The organism is Baekduia sp., from assembly GCF_035685985.1.
In the GTDB taxonomy this organism is placed as follows: domain Bacteria; phylum Actinomycetota; class Thermoleophilia; order Solirubrobacterales; family Solirubrobacteraceae; genus Baekduia.
In genome coordinates this window covers 62,331-78,852 of the sequence record NZ_DASRZV010000036.1, presented here as the reverse complement: position 1 = coordinate 78,852, position 16,522 = coordinate 62,331, and the positions used below count along the sequence as shown (strand labels likewise).

At 74.6% G+C, this 16,522-nt stretch carries 17 protein-coding genes; 13 read left to right on the top strand and 4 right to left on the bottom strand.

Annotation, left to right across the window (positions count from 1 at the left end; translation table 11 throughout):
* Nucleotides 1-131 precede the first annotated feature (131 nt).
* Genes VFG42_RS24655 through VFG42_RS24625 form a run of 7 tightly spaced genes read left to right on the top strand, consistent with a single transcriptional unit; the run spans nucleotide 132 to nucleotide 8,118 of the window.
* Entirely contained in the window at nucleotides 132-1,025 is an 894-nt protein-coding gene (locus VFG42_RS24655; protein WP_324911500.1) for a sugar phosphate isomerase/epimerase, read from the top strand.
* Nucleotides 1,022-2,056: an inositol 2-dehydrogenase gene (gene iolG, locus VFG42_RS24650; protein WP_324911499.1), complete on the top strand. Its 1,035-nt coding sequence runs from the start codon at nucleotides 1,022-1,024 to the stop codon at nucleotides 2,054-2,056. Before VFG42_RS24655 ends, iolG begins: the two co-directional genes overlap by 4 nt.
* Nucleotides 2,053-2,997, top strand: a complete 945-nt coding sequence (gene iolC / locus VFG42_RS24645; protein WP_324911498.1) for a 5-dehydro-2-deoxygluconokinase — start codon at nucleotides 2,053-2,055, stop codon at nucleotides 2,995-2,997. Before iolG ends, iolC begins: the two co-directional genes overlap by 4 nt.
* Nucleotides 2,994-4,898 carry a 3D-(3,5/4)-trihydroxycyclohexane-1,2-dione acylhydrolase (decyclizing) gene (gene iolD, locus VFG42_RS24640; protein WP_324911497.1) on the top strand — a complete coding sequence of 635 codons (1,905 nt, stop codon included), beginning with the start codon at nucleotides 2,994-2,996 and terminating at the stop codon, nucleotides 4,896-4,898. Before iolC ends, iolD begins: the two co-directional genes overlap by 4 nt.
* Complete coding sequence (gene iolB / locus VFG42_RS24635) at nucleotides 4,895-5,728, top strand: 5-deoxy-glucuronate isomerase (protein WP_324911496.1); 834 nt, start codon at nucleotides 4,895-4,897, stop codon at nucleotides 5,726-5,728. The genes iolD and iolB overlap by 4 nt, the downstream gene beginning before the upstream one ends.
* Nucleotides 5,725-7,230 (top strand): CoA-acylating methylmalonate-semialdehyde dehydrogenase, encoded by a 1,506-nt coding sequence (locus VFG42_RS24630; RefSeq protein WP_324911495.1) that lies wholly within the window; start codon nucleotides 5,725-5,727, stop codon nucleotides 7,228-7,230. The genes iolB and VFG42_RS24630 overlap by 4 nt, the downstream gene beginning before the upstream one ends.
* Before the next feature lie 3 nt (nucleotides 7,231-7,233).
* Nucleotides 7,234-8,118, top strand: a complete 885-nt coding sequence (locus VFG42_RS24625; protein ID WP_324911494.1) for a 2-deoxy-5-keto-D-gluconate 6-phosphate aldolase domain-containing protein — start codon at nucleotides 7,234-7,236, stop codon at nucleotides 8,116-8,118.
* Between the two features lie 42 nt (nucleotides 8,119-8,160).
* On the opposite strand, the gene VFG42_RS24620 is transcribed toward VFG42_RS24625, so the two are convergent.
* Nucleotides 8,161-9,477, bottom strand: coding sequence for a CapA family protein (locus tag VFG42_RS24620; protein WP_324911493.1), 1,317 nt, complete (start codon nucleotides 9,475-9,477; stop codon nucleotides 8,161-8,163).
* A 53-nt stretch (nucleotides 9,478-9,530) separates the two neighbouring features.
* On the opposite strand from VFG42_RS24620, the gene VFG42_RS24615 reads away from it, so the two are divergent.
* Nucleotides 9,531-10,145, top strand: a complete 615-nt coding sequence (locus VFG42_RS24615) for a hypothetical protein (RefSeq protein ID WP_324911492.1) — start codon at nucleotides 9,531-9,533, stop codon at nucleotides 10,143-10,145.
* Nucleotides 10,146-10,187: 42 nt separating this feature from the next.
* On the opposite strand, the gene VFG42_RS24610 is transcribed toward VFG42_RS24615, so the two are convergent.
* Together VFG42_RS24610 and VFG42_RS24605 are read right to left on the bottom strand one after the other, a co-directional pair.
* Entirely contained in the window at nucleotides 10,188-10,625 is a 438-nt protein-coding gene (locus tag VFG42_RS24610) for a YdeI/OmpD-associated family protein (RefSeq protein ID WP_324911491.1), read from the bottom strand.
* Nucleotides 10,622-11,509: a sigma-70 family RNA polymerase sigma factor gene (locus tag VFG42_RS24605; protein ID WP_324911490.1), complete on the bottom strand. Its 888-nt coding sequence runs from the start codon at nucleotides 11,507-11,509 to the stop codon at nucleotides 10,622-10,624. The genes VFG42_RS24610 and VFG42_RS24605 overlap by 4 nt, the downstream gene beginning before the upstream one ends.
* A gap of 81 nt (nucleotides 11,510-11,590) precedes the next feature.
* Between VFG42_RS24605 and VFG42_RS24600 the strand changes: the two genes are divergently transcribed.
* The 5 genes from VFG42_RS24600 (at nucleotide 11,591) to VFG42_RS24580 (ending at nucleotide 16,221) form a co-directional block, all read left to right on the top strand.
* Complete coding sequence (locus VFG42_RS24600; protein ID WP_324911489.1) at nucleotides 11,591-11,929, top strand: VOC family protein; 339 nt, start codon at nucleotides 11,591-11,593, stop codon at nucleotides 11,927-11,929.
* Between the two features lie 195 nt (nucleotides 11,930-12,124).
* Nucleotides 12,125-12,919 (top strand): prolipoprotein diacylglyceryl transferase, encoded by a 795-nt coding sequence (lgt, locus tag VFG42_RS24595; RefSeq protein ID WP_324911488.1) that lies wholly within the window; start codon nucleotides 12,125-12,127, stop codon nucleotides 12,917-12,919.
* 23 nt (nucleotides 12,920-12,942) lie between these two features.
* Nucleotides 12,943-13,683 carry a hypothetical protein gene (locus VFG42_RS24590; RefSeq protein ID WP_324911487.1) on the top strand — a complete coding sequence of 247 codons (741 nt, stop codon included), beginning with the start codon at nucleotides 12,943-12,945 and terminating at the stop codon, nucleotides 13,681-13,683.
* Between the two features lie 115 nt (nucleotides 13,684-13,798).
* The gene (locus VFG42_RS24585; RefSeq protein ID WP_324911486.1) at nucleotides 13,799-15,145 is read left to right on the top strand and encodes a hypothetical protein; all 1,347 of its coding nucleotides are present in this window, start codon (nucleotides 13,799-13,801) and stop codon (nucleotides 15,143-15,145) included.
* Nucleotides 15,146-15,387: 242 nt separating this feature from the next.
* A complete protein-coding gene (locus VFG42_RS24580; protein ID WP_324911485.1) occupies nucleotides 15,388-16,221 on the top strand; it encodes a mechanosensitive ion channel family protein in 834 nt (277 codons plus the stop codon).
* A gap of 19 nt (nucleotides 16,222-16,240) precedes the next feature.
* On the opposite strand, the gene VFG42_RS24575 is transcribed toward VFG42_RS24580, so the two are convergent.
* The gene (locus tag VFG42_RS24575; RefSeq protein ID WP_324911484.1) at nucleotides 16,241-16,495 is read right to left on the bottom strand and encodes a hypothetical protein; all 255 of its coding nucleotides are present in this window, start codon (nucleotides 16,493-16,495) and stop codon (nucleotides 16,241-16,243) included.
* Nucleotides 16,496-16,522 lie beyond the last annotated feature (27 nt).

Below are 16,522 nucleotides of genomic sequence, written 5' to 3'. Positions count from 1 at the left end.
GCATTCGTGATGGCCCGGCTGTTCGCTTCTGTGAGTGCCAATCCGGCTCACGGCGCGGCACATTACAGATTCGAACAACATTTTGTGCGAATTTGTTGACGCCTGATCGAACCACCGTTAGCTTGGCCGCCATGTCGACCGCTCGCCAGCTCGCCGGCGCGCCCATCACCTGGGGCGTCTGCGAGGTCCCCGGATGGGGCACCATGCTTCCCCCCGACCGCGTGTCCGCCGAGATGGCGAGCCTCGGGCTCACCGCCACCGAGCTGGGCCCGGTCGACGACTACCTGCCGCTCGACGCGGCGGCGATCCGCGGCGCGCTCGACCCCCACGGGCTCCGGCTGCTCGGCGGCTTCGTCCCCCTCGTCCTGCACGTCGAGAGCGAGCGCGACGCCGCCGTCGCGCAGGCCCGCCGGGTCGCGTCGGCGATGGCCGACGCGGGCGCCTCGACGTTCGTCCTGGCGATCGTCCAGGACGCCGACTGGTCGGCGCCCCAGCCGCTGGACGACGCCGGGTGGGCGACGCTCGCCGCGGGCGTCGACGCGGTCGCGGCCGCCACCGCCCAGCTCGGGCTGACCACGGTGGTCCACCCCCACCAGGGCACGCTGATCGAGCGCCGCGCGGAGGTCGACCGGCTGGCCGAGCTCAGCACGGTCGCCTGGTGCCTGGACCCCGGCCACCTCGCGCTCGGCGGCTATGACCCGATCGAGTTCGTCGACGCCTGGGGCGACCGCGTCGCCCACGTCCACCTCAAGGACGTCGACCTGAAGGTCGCCGAGCGCCTGAACGCCGGCGAGCTGACGCTGATGGCCGCCGTCCAGGAGGGGCTGTTCGTGCCGCTCGGCGCCGGCGACGGGCGCATCGCCGAGCTGGTCGCCGCGCTGGACGCCCGCGGCTACGACGGCTGGATGGTCCTGGAGCAGGACTGCGCGATCACCGGCGCGGTCCCGGAGCCGGGCGCGGGCCCGGTGCTCGACGCGCAGGCCAGCCTGCGCTTCCTCGAGACGGTCCCGGCGGGCGCGCGATGAGCGCCGCCCCGCTGCGCGTCGGCGTCCTGGGCACCGGCCGGATCGGCCGCCTGCACGCCGAGCTGCTGCACCGCCGCGTCGAGGGCGCGCGCGTCGCGACGGTCTTCGACGCCCACGCGCCGAGCGCCACCGCCGTGGCCCACGACCTCGGCGTGCCGGTCGCCGCCTCGGCCGAGGACCTCATCGCCTCCGAGGAGGTCGACGCGGTCGCGATCTGCACGAGCACCGACACGCACGTCCCGCTGATCCTCGCCGCGGCCGCCGCGGGCAAGGCGATCTTCTGCGAGAAGCCGGTGTCGCTGGACCTCGACGCGGTCGACGCCGCCCTGGACGCCGTCGCCACCGCCTCGCTGACGTTCCAGATCGGCTTCAACCGCCGCTTCGACCCGTCGCACGCCGCCGTGCGCACCGCGGTCGCCGACGGCACGGTCGGCGCGCCGCACCTCGTGCGCATCACCAGCCGCGACCCCGAGCCGCCGCCGGCCGAGTACGTCCGCACCTCGGGCGGCATCTTCCTGGACATGACGATCCACGACTTCGACATGGCGCGGTTCGTCACCGGCAGCGAGGTCGTGGCGGTCAGCGCGCACGGCGCGGTCCGGATCCGCGAGGATTTCGCCGACGCCGGCGACGTCGACACCGCGATCGTCACGCTCGAGCACGCGGACGGCTGCCTGACCGCGATCGACAACAGCCGCCAGGCGTCCTACGGCTACGACCAGCGCGTCGAGGTCCACGGCGAGTGCGGGATGGCGGCGTCGGAGAACCCGCGCGCGCACACGACGGTCGTGTCGTCGGCGGCCGGGAGCGCGACCGCCACGCTGCCGTACTTCTTCCTGGACCGCTACATCCCCGCCTACGTCGCGCAGTGGGACGCGTTCGTCGCCGCCTGCCGCGCGGGCGAGCCCGGGACGCCCGGCGTCGCCGACGCCCGCGCCCCGCTGGTCATCGGGCTGGCCGCGCTGCGCTCGCGCGTCGAGGGCCGCCGCGTGGAGATCGCCGAGATCGAGGCCGAGGTCGTCGCGCGATGACCTATGACCTGATCACGATGGGCCGGATCAGCGTCGACCTCTACCCCGAGCAGTCGGGCGTCGGCCTGGAGGACGTCACGACGTTCGCGAAGTCGCTGGGCGGCTCGCCGACCAACGTCGCGGTCGCCTGCGCGCGGCTGGGCAACCGCTCGGCGGTCATCACCAAGGTCGGCGACGACCCGTTCGGCCGCTACGTCCGCCGCGCGCTGGACGAGTTCGGCGTCGACCCGCGCTTCGTCGGCGTCGACCCCGCGCTGCGCACGCCGCTGGCCTTCTGCGAGATCCACCCGCCCGACCACTTCCCGCTGCTCTTCTACCGCGAGCCCAGCGCGCCCGACCTGCAGCTGCGCGCCGACGAGCTGCCGCTCGACGACGTCGTGTCGGCCCGGATCCTGTGGACGACCGGGACCGGGCTGTCGGCCGAGCCGTCGCGAGCCGCCACGCTGGCCGCGCTGCGCGCGCGGCGCGAGGCCGACCCCGACGCGCTGATCGTCCACGACCTCGACCACCGGCCGATGTTCTGGGCCGACGTGCGCGAGGCGGGCGAGCAGGCGCGCGCCGCGTTGTCCTACGCCTCGGTCGCGGTGGGCAACCGCGAGGAGGTCGAGGTGGCGGTCGGCACCTCGGACCCGGACGCGGCCGCGGACGAGCTGTTGGAGCTGGGCGTGCGCCTGGCGATCGTCAAGCGCGGCCCCGCGGGCGTGCTCGTCGCCACGCCCGACGGGCGCTGGGACATCCCGCCGGTGCCGGTCGACGTGGTCTGCGGCCTCGGCGCCGGCGACGCGTTCGGCGGCGCGCTGTGCCACGGCCTGCTGGCCGGATGGCCGCCGGAGCGCAGCGTCGCGCTGGCCAACGCGGCGGGCTCGTTCGTCGCCGGCCGCCTGGCCTGCGCGGACGCGATGCCCACGCCGTCGGATCTCGGGCTGGTGGCCGCCTCATGAGGATGACCGTCGCCCAGGCGCTCGTGCGCTTCCTCGCGGCCCAGCACGTGGAGCGCGACGGCGTCCGCGAGCGCTTCTTCGCCGGCTGCCTGGGGATCTTCGGCCACGGCAACGTGGCCGGGCTCGGCGAGGCGCTCTACGCCTCGCGCGACGACTTCCCCTACGTCCCGGGGCGCAACGAGCAGTCCCTGGTGCACATCGCGGCGGGCTACGCGCGCCAGCGCGACCGCCTCGGCGCCTACGCGGTGACGACGTCGATCGGGCCGGGCGCGACGAACCTCGTCACCGGCGCGGCGTTGGCCACCATCAACCGGCTGCCGGTGCTGCTGCTGCCGGGCGACACGTTCGCCACGCGCGTGCCGCACCCGGTGCTGCAGGGCCTGGAGGCCGAGCACGACGGCACGGCGTCGGTCAACGACGCGCTGCGCCCGGTCTCGCGCTACTTCGACCGCATCGTCCGCCCCGAGCAGCTCGTGCCCGCGGCGCTGGAGGCGATGCGCGTGCTGACCGACCCGGCGCAGACCGGCGCGGTCACGCTGGCGCTGCCCCAGGACGTGCAGGCCGAGGTCGTCGACGTCCCCGAGGCCTTCCTCGCGGAGCGCACGTGGCTGGTCCAGCGCCAGCCGCCGGCCCCCGAGGGGCTGGAGCGCGCGGTCGCGCTGATCCGCGGCGCGAAGCGTCCGCTGATCGTCGCCGGCGGCGGCGTCATCTACTCGCGCGCGTGCGAGGCGCTGCGCGGCTTCGTGTCGGCCACCGGCATCCCGGTCGGCGAGACGCACGCCGGGCGCGGGGCGCTGCCGTCCGACCATGTCGGCGCGCTCGGCGCCGTCGGCGCGACCGGCACCGCCGCGGCCAACCGCCTGGCGCGCGACGCCGACCTGGTCATCGGGGTCGGCACGCGCTACAGCGACTTCACCACCGCCTCGAAGACCGCCTTCCAGGACCCCGACCTGCGGTTCGTCAACGTCAACGTGTGCGCCTTCGACGGCGGCAAGCACAGCGGCCTGCCGCTGGTCGGCGACGCGCGCGTCACGCTCGACGCGCTGGCCGCCGCGCTCGGGGCGGACTTCGCCGCGCCCGCCGACTGGACCGCGCGCGCCGAGGCCGAGCGCGCCGCCTGGTCGGAGGAGGTCGCGCGGGTCGTCGGCGCCTCCGCGCCGCTGACCCAGGCCGCCGTGATCGGCGCCGTCAACGACGCGGCGGGCGAGACCGGCGTCGTCGTCCAGGCCGCGGGCTCGCTGCCCGGCGACCTGCACAAGCTGTGGGTCGCCCGCGACCCGGCGGGCAAGGGCTACCACGTCGAGTACGGGTACTCGTGCATGGGCTACGAGCTGCCGGGCGCCATGGGCGTCAAGCTCGCCGCGCCCGAGCGCGAGGTGTACGTGTTGGTCGGCGACGGCTCCTACCTGATGTCGCCCGGCGAGCTGGCGACCGCGGTCGCCCTCGGCACGCGCATCGTGGTGGTGTTGGTGCAGAACCATGGCTATGCCTCGATCGGGTCGCTGTCGCGGTCGGTCGGCGTCGCCGGGTTCGGGACCCACCACCGCGTCGGCGCGGGCGGCCCGTCCGCGCCGGTCCTCGACGACGCCGCCGGCGACGCGCTCGCCGCGCCCGCCGAGGCGCTGCCGATCGACCTCGCCGCCAACGTCGAGAGCCTCGGCGTCCCGGTCACGCGCGCCGCCTCCCTGGAGGAGCTGCGCGCCGCGCTGGCCGCGTCCCGCGACGCCGACGGCCCGGTCGCCATCCACGTCGAGGTCGACCGCTTCCACGGCGTCGGCGGCTACGAGAGCTGGTGGGACGTGCCCGTCGCCGCCGTCTCCGACCGCCCCGAGGTCGTCGCGGCCCGCGAGCGCTACGAGCGCGAGCGCGAGGCCCAGCGCGCGTACCTCCGCCCAGCATGAGCACGATCCTCCAACGCCCCGCACCCGACGGCTCGATCGTCGTCACCCCGCAGTCCGCCGGCTGGACCTACGTCGGCTTCGAGGCCGTGCGCCTGGCGCCGGGCGCGACGCTGCGGCGCGCGACCGGCGACCGCGAGACGTGCGTCGTCGTCGTGTCGGGGACGATCCACGTGCGCTCCTCGCACGGCGAGTGGCGCGACCTCGGCGGCCGGCCCGACCCGTTCTCCGGCCCGCCCGAGGCGGCCTACTTCCCGCCCGGCAGCGAGTACGTCGTCGAGGCCGCGGGCGAGACCGAGGTCGAGATCGGCATCTGCGACGCGCCCGCCGAGCGCGGCACCGAGGCGCGGCCGCTGCGCGCGGCCGACACCGAGGTCGTCCGCCGCGGCTACGACACGCACGAGCGCGTCGTCGGCAACATCATGATGGACAACCAGGCGGCCGAGCGGCTCCTGGTGACCGAGGTGATCACGCCGTCCGGCCACTGGTCGAGCTACCCGCCGCACAAGCACGACCGCGACGCGCTGCCCTACGAGTCGTTCCTGGAAGAGACCTACTACCACCGCGTCGCCCCGGCCGACGGCTTCGGGATCCAGCGCGTCTACACCGACGACCGCTCGCTCGACGAGACCGTGGCGGTCCACGACCGCGACGTCGTGCTCGTCCCGCGCGGCTACCACACGGTCGCCGCGCCGCCCGGCGTCGCCGTCTACTACCTCAACGTCATGGCCGGGCCGAGCCGGCGGTGGGCGTTCAACGACGACCCCGCGCTGGCCTGGACGCGCGCCGACGGCGCCACGCTCGACCCCTCCCTCCTCCCCTACTCCCTATGACCATCACCACTGATCTCCTGAACAACTACGTGGGCGGCGCCTGGACGCCGGCGGCCGCCGCCGTCGGCGAGCTGGACGTCGTCGCCCCCGCGACCGGCGCGACGCTCGCGCGCGTGCCGCTGAGCGGCGCGGCCGACGTCGACGCCGCGGTCGCCGCGGCGCGCGCGGCGCTGCCCGCCTGGCGCGACGTCAACGTCATCGAGCGCGCGCGGCGCCTGTTCGCGCTGCGCGAGGGCCTGATCGCCCGGCAGGAGGACCTCGCCCAGAGCGTCACCGCCGAGATGGGCAAGACGATCGGCGACGCCCGCGCCGAGGTCGCCCGCGCGATCGAGATGGTCGAGGCCGCCTGCGCGATCCCGACCACGATGCAGGGTCGGGTCCTGGAGGACGTCTCGCGCGGCATCGACGCCGAGACGATCCGCCAGCCGGTCGGCGTCTGCGCGGCGATCGTGCCGTTCAACTTCCCCATGATGGTGCCGTTCTGGTTCCTGCCCTTCGCGATCGGCTGCGGCAACACGTTCGTGTTGAAGCCCTCCGAGCAGGTGCCGATGACCCAGCGGATCGCCTTCGAGGTCCTCGACTCGATCGGCCTGCCGCCCGGCGTCGTCAACCTCGTCAACGGCGGCCGCGAGGTCGTCGAGGGCCTGCTCGACCACCCGGACGTCGACGCGATCTCGTTCGTCGGCTCCGCCCCGGTCGCCAAGCTCGTCTACGAGCGCGCCGCCAGGTCCGGCAAGCGCGTGCAGGCGCTCGGCGGGGCCAAGAACCACATGGTGGTCATGCCCGACGCCGTGATCGAGAAGACCGCCGCCGGCCTGATCGGCAGCGCGTTCGGCGCCGCCGGGCAGCGCTGCATGGCGGGCTCGGTCGTCGTCACCGTCGGCGAGGCCCACGAGCGGCTGCTCCCCGCGCTGACCGAGGCGACCCGCGCGCTCGGCGTCGGCGACGGCGCCGACGAGGCCACCGACGTCGGGCCCGTGATCTCGTGCGCGGCCCGCGACCGCATCCGCGGCTTCATCGACGCGGCCGTCGAGGCCGGCGCGACCGCCGTGGTCGACGGCCGCGCGGTCGCCGGCGACGGCCTGGCCGAGGACGGCGCGTTCGTCGGCCCGACGATCCTCGACGGCGTCACGCCGGAGATGGCGATCGCCCAGGAGGAGGTCTTCGGGCCGGTCCTGGCGATCGTGCGCGCCGAGACGCTGGACGACGCGATCGCGATCGTCAACGCGTCGCGCTTCGGCAACGGCACGTCGATCTTCACCGAGTCGGGCTCGGCGGTCCGCCGCTACCGTCACCAGGTCGAGGCCGGGATGATCGGCGTCAACATCGGCGTCGCGGCGCCGGTCGCGTTCTTCCCGTTCAGCGGGTGGAAGGACTCGTTCCTGGGCGACCTGCACGCCCACGGCCCCGACGCCGTGGACTTCTTCACGCGCAAGAAGACCGTGACCAGCCGCTGGTTCTCCGACGGCCAGGGCTCCGGCACCTACTTCGTGGAGCGCTAGATCATGTTCTTGCTGGCCTTCGACCACCGCGGCGTGTTCGCCCGCACGATCTTCGGCACGACCGGCGAGCCGACGCCCGAGCAGGAGGTGCTGATGGCCGACGCCAAGCACCTCATCTTCGAGGGCGTGCGGCGCGCGGCGCAGCTCGGCGGCGTCCCCGCCGGCCAGGCGGGCGTGCTCGTCGACGAGCTCTACGGCGCGCGGGTCGCCCGCGACGCCAAGGCCGACGGGCTCGTGCTCGTCATGCCCGTCGAGGCGCCCGACCGCGCGGTCTTCGACTACGCCTACGGCGACCGGTGGCGGGAGCACGTGGAGGAGTTCGAGCCGACGTTCGCCAAGGTGCTGGTCCGCTACAACGCCGACGGCGACGCCGAGGGCAACGCGATCCAGGCGGCACGCCTGGCCGAGTTGTCGTCGTGGTTGCGTTCGACCGGGCGCAAGTTCCTGTTCGAGCTGATCGTCCCGGCGACCGAGGCGCAGCTCGCCGCCGCCGGCGGCGACGTCGAGCGCTACGAGCGCGAGCAGCGCCCCGCGCTGATCCTGCGCGCGATCGAGGCGATGCAGGCGGCCGACGTCGAGCCCGACGTCTGGAAGCTCGAGGGCCTCGACGATCCCGCCGACGCCCAGGCCGCCGCGACGCTCGCCCGCTCCGAGGGCCGCGACCACGTGGTCTGCACGATCCTCGGCGCCGGCGCCTCCGACGAGCGCGTCGACCACTGGCTGCGCACCGCCGCCGCGACGCCCGGCTTCGTCGGCTTCGCCATCGGCCGCTCGATCTGGGCCGACGCGGTCCGCGGCCACCTCGCGCAGACGCTGACGCGCGCGGAGGCCGCCGAGCGGATCGCGACGAACTACCTGCGCTTCGTGGACGTGTTCCGGGCAGCCTGAGGACGTAGCCGTTTGGTCAGATCAGGCGTCGCGGCGTGAACGTCAGGCGGGCGGCGTCGCCGTGGTCGGCGGGACCGCGGTGCTCGGCGGCGCGGCGCTCGTGGGCGGCGCGGCGGTCGTCGGCGGCGCGGGGCTCGTGGGCGCGGGCGTCGTGGTGGTCGGCTTGGGCTTCGGCGCCGGGGCGTTGAGGATCCGGCCCGAGGGCGACAGCCGCACGGCGCGGCCGCCGAAGTCCGCGCGCGAGACGCCCGCGACGAGCCGCGCCGCGGCGTGCCGGGCGTCGAGCGTCGGCAGGCCCGGGCCGACGAGCTTCAGCGGCACCAGCCGCCCGCCGGTCAACGCTCCGGCCGCGTCGATCTCGACGCGCAGCAGCCCGCTGAGGCTGAGCGTCCCGCCGCGGGCGAAGTTCTTGTAGCCCGCCAGGTTGCCGAGCGAGTAGGCGATCGCGCGCTTGCGGTAGATCTCGATGCCGCGCAGCACGTGCGGGCCGGAGCCGAGCACGAGGTCGGCGCCCGCGTCGACTGCCGTGTGCGCGAACGCGCGCAGGTTGCCGCGCTGCTCGCCGAAGGCCTCCTCCTCGCCGAACGGCACGTGGGTCTGGCCGGCGCCCTCGGCGCCGCCGTGCAGGAACACGATGACCTGGTTGGCGCGCGCCGACGCCTCGGCGACCATCCGGCGCACGGCGGCGAGGTCGCGGATCGGCGACGTCCAGCGGTAGGCCGAGAACCCGAGCAGCGCGACCCGGCTGCGGCCGACCGTCAGGTAGCGGATCTCGCCGGGGCGGCCGGTGAAGGCGATCCCGGCCGAGCGCAGCGCGAGGATCGTCTGCCCCATCCCGATCGCGCCGAAGTCGAAGGCGTGGTTGTTGGCCAGGTTGACCGTGTCCACCCCGCCGACCTTCAACCCCGCCACGTTGGCGGCGGGCGCCTGGAACGCGAAGCACGTCGGCGTCGGCCGCGGGCACTTCGACGCGCCGCCCGCGCCCAGCGTCCCCTCCAGGTTGACGGCCGTCAGGTCCGCCTTGCGCATCGTCGCCGCGACGCCGGCGAGCAGCCCGCGCGCCCGGTCGGGCGGATGCCCGTAGGACGAGCCGAGCGTCACGTCGCCGCCCCAGACGACCGTGAGCGCCTGGCCCGGCGGCAGCTTGCCGGCGGCGGTCGCGTCGGCCTCGGCCTCGTGCCCGCCGCCGCGCGCGATCAGGAGCGCGACGAGCAGGCCGGCGCACAGCGCCGCCCCGGCCCACAGCAGGGACCGGCGATCGGCGAGGCGCCCTGGACGGTGAGGCCGGATCGAGATCCACGCGTTGTACCCGGCGCGGCGGACGCGACCCCGCGGCCGGTCGGACCGATCGGCTGTCACATCGGCGGCGCGGCGGCCGTCAGCAGGGCGACCCCATCTCCAAGGAGCCCCACATGTCCCGCATCCCGTCCGTGACGCTCGAAGTGCCCGCCGTCCCCACGGCCGCCGAGTTCTACGCCGCCGCCTTCGGCGTCGGCCCGCAGCTGCGCCTGCGCCAGGGCGCCGCGCCCTCGACCGGCTTCCGCGGCTTCACGCTGTCGGCCGTCGTCGCCCAGAGGTCCGCGGTGGACGAGCTGTTCGCCGCCGCCCTCGCAGCGGGCGCCACGGCGCTGAAGCCCGCCAAGCGGCAGTTCTGGGGCGGCTACTCCGGCGTCCTGCGCGCCCCCGACGGCACGATCTGGAAGGTCGCGACCGACGCCAGGACCGACGACGGCCGGGCCGCCCACGCGATCTCCGGGATCGTCCTGCTGCTCGGCGTGGCCGACATCGTCAAGAGCAAGGACTACTACGTCCAGCGCGGCTTCGCCGTGGCCAAGAGCTACGGCAGGAAGTACGTCGAGTTCGAGAGCGACGGCGACGCCGTCAAGCTCGGCCTCTACCGCCGCGGCGGCCTCGCCAAGGACGCCGGCGTGCCAGCCGACGGCAGCGGCGCCCACCGCCTCGCGATCGGCAACGACGTCGCCGACTTCGTCGACCTCGACGGCTTCGCCTGGGAGCTCGACGGCTGAGCGACGGGCCGTCGCCGGGTCCGGGGCGGCGCGCGCGCCGCCTCAGGCCTCGCGCAGCTCGGCGAGCGCCTTCTCGATCCGCCGCGCCCGCGTCTCGGCCTTCTTGGCGCCGTCGATCGCGTGGACGTACGCGCGCCTGCGGCTGTGCGACAGCCGGTCGTAGGCGGCGCGCGCGGCCGGGTCGGCGTCCAGCGCGCGGGTGAGGTCCTCGGGCTCGACCACGACGACCGGCGCGGTGTCGAGCGCCAGGTCGACCTCGACCGCGTCCCCCGTCGCCACGCCCGCGGCATCGCGGTTGGCTCGGCTCAGCCCGATCAGGTGGCGACCGCGCATGATCGCGATCCGCGTGCTCCACGTGTGGCCGTTGATCGTCACGGTCACCCGCGGCCGCTTGCCGTCGCCCAGCTCCTCGACGAGCCGCGCGGGCACCTCGAGGCCCCGCATCGGCTCCGGCGGCTCGACGGTGGTGGTGAACCTCATGACGCGTGCTCCTCGGGGTCGGCCACGACGTCCATCATGGCGATGACGTCCGGGTCGGCGATCAGCTCGATCTCGCGGACCAGGCCGTCCCGCACCTGGAAGCAGAACACGACCTTGACGTTCCCGCCGCCGGTGATCCAGGCGCCCGCGCGTTCGCCGTCGACGGTCACCGGCGCCGCGCCGCGGGCGCCGTCGAAGCGCGCGGCGATGGCCGCCGCGCCCGCGTACTCGGACTCGGCGCCGAGGCCCTGGCCGAGCGCATCGGCCCGCATGATCGCGTCCGGGGCGAGCAGCGCGAGGAGGCTCGGCAGCTCGCCGCCGTGCGAGGCGGCCAGGAACGCCTCGACGACCGCGCGGCTCTCGGCCCGCGCGGCGATCTCGACCTCCGGCTCGGGGATCCCCTGGACCTTGCGCCGCGCGCGGCTGGCCAGCTGCCGCACGGCCGCGCCGGACCGGCCGAGCACGACGCTGATGTCCTCGAACGGATAGCCGAAGACGTCGTGCAGCACGAACGCCGCGCGCTCCGCCGGGGCCAGCGCGTCGAGCACGACCTGCATCGCGCCGCCGACCCGCTCGGCGATCAACATGTCCGCCTCGGGCCCCGCCTGGGACTCGGCCCCGGCCGCCGCCTCCGCGGAGACCTTGGCCTCGACGTCGGCGCGGGTCCCGCGCTTGCGCAGGTGGTCGAGGCACAGCCGGGTCGTGACGGTCGTCAGCCAGGCGGGCAGGTCCTCCACGCCCGCGGTGGTCGAGAGCCGCAGCCAGGCCTCCTGCACCACGTCGTCGGCGTCGGCCGAGGAGCCGAGGATCCGCGTGGCGATCGCCCGCAGCCGGGGGCGCTCGGCCTCGAAGTCGGTCAGGTTCGTCGTCGTGTTCGTGTCCACGAGAGCCTGACGTCTACCAGGCCCGAAACGTGACCGCACGCCGTTCGGTCACATCACGGCGCCGGCGCGCGTCATCGGGGCATGAACACCTTCGACAACGTCGTGTACACCGTCGGCGACCTCGCCGCCGCCAAGCGCATCCACACCACCCTGCTGGGCACCGAGCCCCACACCGACTCCCCCTACTACGTCGGCTACCACGTCGACGGCGTCGAGATCGGCCTGGCGCCCGCGTCGCCCGACGCCTCCAAGCAGCCCGTCGCGCACATCCGCGTCGCCGACCTCGACGCCACGCTCGCCGACGTCCAGAAGGCCGGCGCGACGCTCCTCGACGCGCCCCGCGACGTCGGCGGCGGCACGCTGGTCGCCACGATCGGCGACCCGGACGGCACGGTGCTCGGGCTGATCCAGCGCGGCTGACGGCGGCCGCGCGCCGAGCGGCGCCCGCGCCCAGGCCCCGCGACGAGGATCCTCAGGCGATCTTCATCGGGCGCTCAGGGTGCGGGCGCAGGCTGAAGCCATGACCGCCCTGCTCCTGCCGGCGCTCGTCATGGGGTTCCACGGCGGACAGCACGGGTTCCACGACCTCCACGGGTTCCGCTAGGCCGGCACCACGTGCCCTCGGCCGCGATCCCCAGTCCCTCCACCAACGGGCTGCGCCTCGGCCCGCTGTTCATCCATGCCTACGGGTTGATGTACGTCATCGGCGTGGTGGCCGCGATCGCGCTGACGCGCGCGCTGTGGGCGCGGCGGGGCGGTGACCGCGAGCTCGTCGCCGACGTGGCGCTGTGGGGCTTCCCGGCGGGGCTGATCGGCGGCCGCCTGTACTTCCTGGCGACGAGCTGGAACGAGGTCCCGCCGCACTGGTGGGGCCCGCTGGCGATCTGGAAGGGCGGCCTGGGGATCTGGGGCGGCATCGCGCTGGGCACGGCGGTCGGGATCTGGCGGCTGCGACGGGCCGGGGTCGACGTCGCGTCGTTCATGGACTGCGCCGCGCCCGGCCTGCTCGTCGCGCAGGCCATCGGGCGGGTGGGCAACTACTTCAACCAGGAGCTGTTCGGCGGTCCCACCACGCTGCCGTGGGGCCTGCGGATCGACCCCGCCCACCGTCCGGCCGGCTACGGCGCCTACGCGACCTTCCAGCCGACGTTCCTGTACGAGCTGCTGTTCGACCTCGCGCTCGCGGCGCTGCTGGTCGTGGTCGTGCGCCGGGGCCGGGTCGTCGCGCCGGGCGCGTTCGCCCTCTACGTCGCCGGCTACTCGGGCTTTCGCATCTGGGAGGAGACGCTGCGGATCGACCCGGCCCACCACCTCTTCGGGCTGCGGCTGAACCTCTTCGTGGCGGCGGCGCTCTGCGCGGCCGGGCTGGCGTGGTTCGCCTGGACGCAGCGCGAGCGACGCCCGGGGTGACGGCCGCCCCGTAGGTTGGGGACATGCTCGGAGACTGGTGGCAGCGCGACATCGTCGATCCGGGGAAGCTGGCCCTGCTGCTGTGCTTCGCCGCGTTCGTCATCACGTTCCTGACGACGCGCGCCATCACCCGCGCCATCCGCGCCGGGCGCGGGCCGTTCCACAACAACATCTCGGCGAGCGGGACGCATGTCCACCACGCCGTCCCGGGCATCGTCCTGCTCGTCTGCGGCGCGTTCGTGTCGGTCGGGTCGTCCTCGGGCTCCGTGGCCTCCGCGGTCGCGGCGGTGGCCGTGGGCACCGGTACGTCGCTGGTACTCGACGAGTTCGCGCTGATCCTGCGCCTGCAGGACGTCTACTGGACCGACGAGGGCCGCGTCTCGGTGGAGATGGTCAGCCTCGCCTTCGGCTGCCTGGGGTTCACGCTCGTGGGCGCCGCGCCGTTCGGCGTCAACAACATGGGCAGCGCCGAGCTCGGCGTCCGCATCGGCGCCCTCGCCACCACCGCGGTGACCCTGGTGCTGGTCGTCGTCTGCGTCCTCAAGGGCAAGTTCCGCTTCGCGCTCTTCGGCATCTTCGTGCCGCCGCTGGCCTGGGTCGGCGCGCTGCGCCTCGCCCGCCCGCGCTCCCGCTGGGCGACCTGGCGCTACGGGCCCGAGCGCCACGCCGAGGCCGAGGTCCGCACCACGGCCTTCGACGCCCGCTGGGACCCGATCCTGGACCGGCTCAGCGACGCGATCGCCGGCAAGCCGTCGAGCGGGTGAGCCGCGCCCTCACGAAAGTGAACAAATTGCTCAATGCATTGGGGCCCGCGCAGCACTGTCGATAGGTTCTCGGCGGTGTAGGACCTCGTTCACTGAAAAGGAGAGTTCTGTGTCGTTGCGCAGAAGTTGGACCTCCGGCCGCTGTGGCGCGGCCGGCCTTGCCGCGGTGGTCGCGCTGTCGCTGACGTCCGCCTCGGCGAGCGCGGCCGATCCGGGGGCCGTGGGAGCGACGCCCGATCCGGCCGTGTTCAAGGACCCGGGCAAGTTCAACGCCGCGCCCGCGGGCGCGAGCAGGCCCGTGACCGAGACCTACATCTTCGATGAGGCCGTGCGGCAGTACGCCGAGCAGCACGACGTCAGCAAGGACGACGCGCGCGCGGTCCTGACCGAGCAGGGTCGCGTCGGCGGCCTGGAGACCGACCTGCGCAAGCGGCTCGGGGAGGGCTTCGGGGAGCTGTCGTTCGACCAGCGGAAGGGCCACGTGAAGGTCCTCGTGACCAGCGACGACGCCGAGGCGTCCGCCAAGCGGATCCTGTCCGAGTACGGGCTGGACCACGCGATCGTCGGCCGGAGCCGGTGGTCGGCGGTCGAGCTGGACCGGGCGCTGACCGACGTCGCCAACCGGCTGGCCGAGCCCTTGGCGACCGGGCGCGTCGCGCTCCGCCGCGGGGGCGACGCCGGGCTGGTGCTGACCGTCGACCGCGACGCGGGCGACGCCACGACCAAGCTCGTGCAGGACGCGGCGGCGCGCTCGACCGTCGTCCCGGTCGTGGAGCGCGGCGAGGTGCCCAAGCCGCAGGCGGCGGCGTGCGGCGGCACGGCGGACTGGTTCTGCGACGCGCCGTTCCTGGCCGGCCAGCGGTACCAGTGGTCGGCGGGGTCGTGCAGCGCGGCGTTCCAGGCCTACGCCAACGGCAGCAGCAATTCGTACAACCTGACCGCGGGCCACTGCTCGAGCATCGGCAAGGCGAACTACACGTGCAACTCCGCCGTCTCGTCGTGCGTGTGGATCAACCAGGACGTCGGGGCGTTCTACACCGGCGTCGGGCAGTGGGACGGCGCGGTCATGGTCCACACCAACGGCGCGTTCCCGAACTACCCGGCGATCGACACCTACAACTCCTGGCCGCCGTACGGCTCCTACCCGGTGCACGGGTGGATGAGCACGTACATGAGCCAGTACCTGTGCAAGACCGGCTACCGCACCCACTCGGTGCAGTGCGGCACCGTCATCAACACCAACAACGGCTACGGGCAGCTGATCTTCGACTCCGCGTGCACGATGGGCGGCGACAGCGGCGGACCGATCTTCGATCCGTCCAACCTGTACGCCGTCGCGATCACGGCGACCCTCTGGAACACGCCCCTCGACGGTCCCTGCAACTCGACGACGCGGACCGGTGGCTCCTGGGTCACCAACCTCCTGGCCACCCTCGGCCTGACCGGGATCAACACGATCTGATCCACCCGCCACGCCTCCGCCCGCCCGGCCGACCTGGGCGGGCGGAGACCCGACCCGCCGGCCGCGGCCACGTTTGCCGCCCGCCCCTCCTGGGCTACCGCCCAGGCGTGTCGCCCGATGCGTCGTCGCCGGGTCCGAGCCCTGTCGCGGACGGCCCTGTTCGCCGGACGACGGGTCGGCGCGCGGCGCGAGCCCTCGGCGAGGCCCGCCGGGCGGCGCGGGCCGCGCGCCGCGAGATCCTGGTGCTCACCCCGGTCCTGGCGGCGATCCTCGTCGTCTACGACCGGCGCCACGCGATCGCGCCCGGCTACGAGCGCTCGGTGCGCTACGGGACCGTCGTCGCCCTCTGCCTCCTCGGCTGGCGCATCGCCCGCGACATCGGGCGCGCCGCGGGCCCGCAGCTGCTGCGCCGGCTCGATCCGTCGACCGCCAGCACGCTCAGCTTCCTGATCCGGCTGGTCACGATGCTCGCCGTGCTCCTGGCGGCCTTGCGGATCGCCGGCGTGCACCAGGGCGACCTCGCCCTCGGCGGCGCGTTCACGGCGGTCGTCGTCGGCCTCGCCGCCCAGCAGACGCTGGCGAACCTGTTCGCCGGGTTGGTGTTGATGAGCGCGCGGCCGTTCCGGATCGGCGAGCGCGTGCGCTTCCAGGCGGGCAACCTGGCGGGCAGCGCGGAGGGCACGGTGCACGCCTGCGGGCTGATGTACGTCACGCTCCGCCACGGGGCCGACACGATCCTGCTGCCCAACACCGCCGCCCTGGCCGCCGCGATCGAGCCGCTGCGCGCGCCCGACCGCGCCGACTTCACCGCCCGCCTGCGCCCCGACGTGCGCGTCGCCGTGTTGCAGCGGCTGCTCGACGACCGCGTGCGCGTCCCGACGCTCGAAGCGCCGGCGATCACGGTCGAGAGCCTGGACCGCGATCAGCTCGTCGTGCGGATCAGCGCGACGCCGCTGGAGCATCGCGACGGACCGCGCCTGGCCGACGAGCTGCTGGCCGCGATCGGCGCGGTGATCGAGGCGCACCCGGCGCCGGAGGCCGGGACGACGCCGCTGCCCCAAGGCCCGTCGCCGTGACGGCGCGGGCGCCCCGGCCTCACCGCCGCGGGCGCCGGCGCGCCGCCCGCCAGATCCGCAGCGGCAGCCCGGCCACCAGCGGCGCGCGGCGGCCCAGGTCGTCGCGGTCCTCGCGGTCGAACGCGGCGGCGTAGCGCTCGGCGTCGGCGGCGGTCCGGTAGCGCTTCTCGCCGCCGGCCCCGCACCCGCGCTCGCACGACCAGGACATCACGTCGCCGTCGGCGGTGAACCGGAACCGGTGGCCGAGCAGCCGGCAGCGCAGGGGCAGCCGCATGACGGACAGCGTACGCCCGGCCCGCGA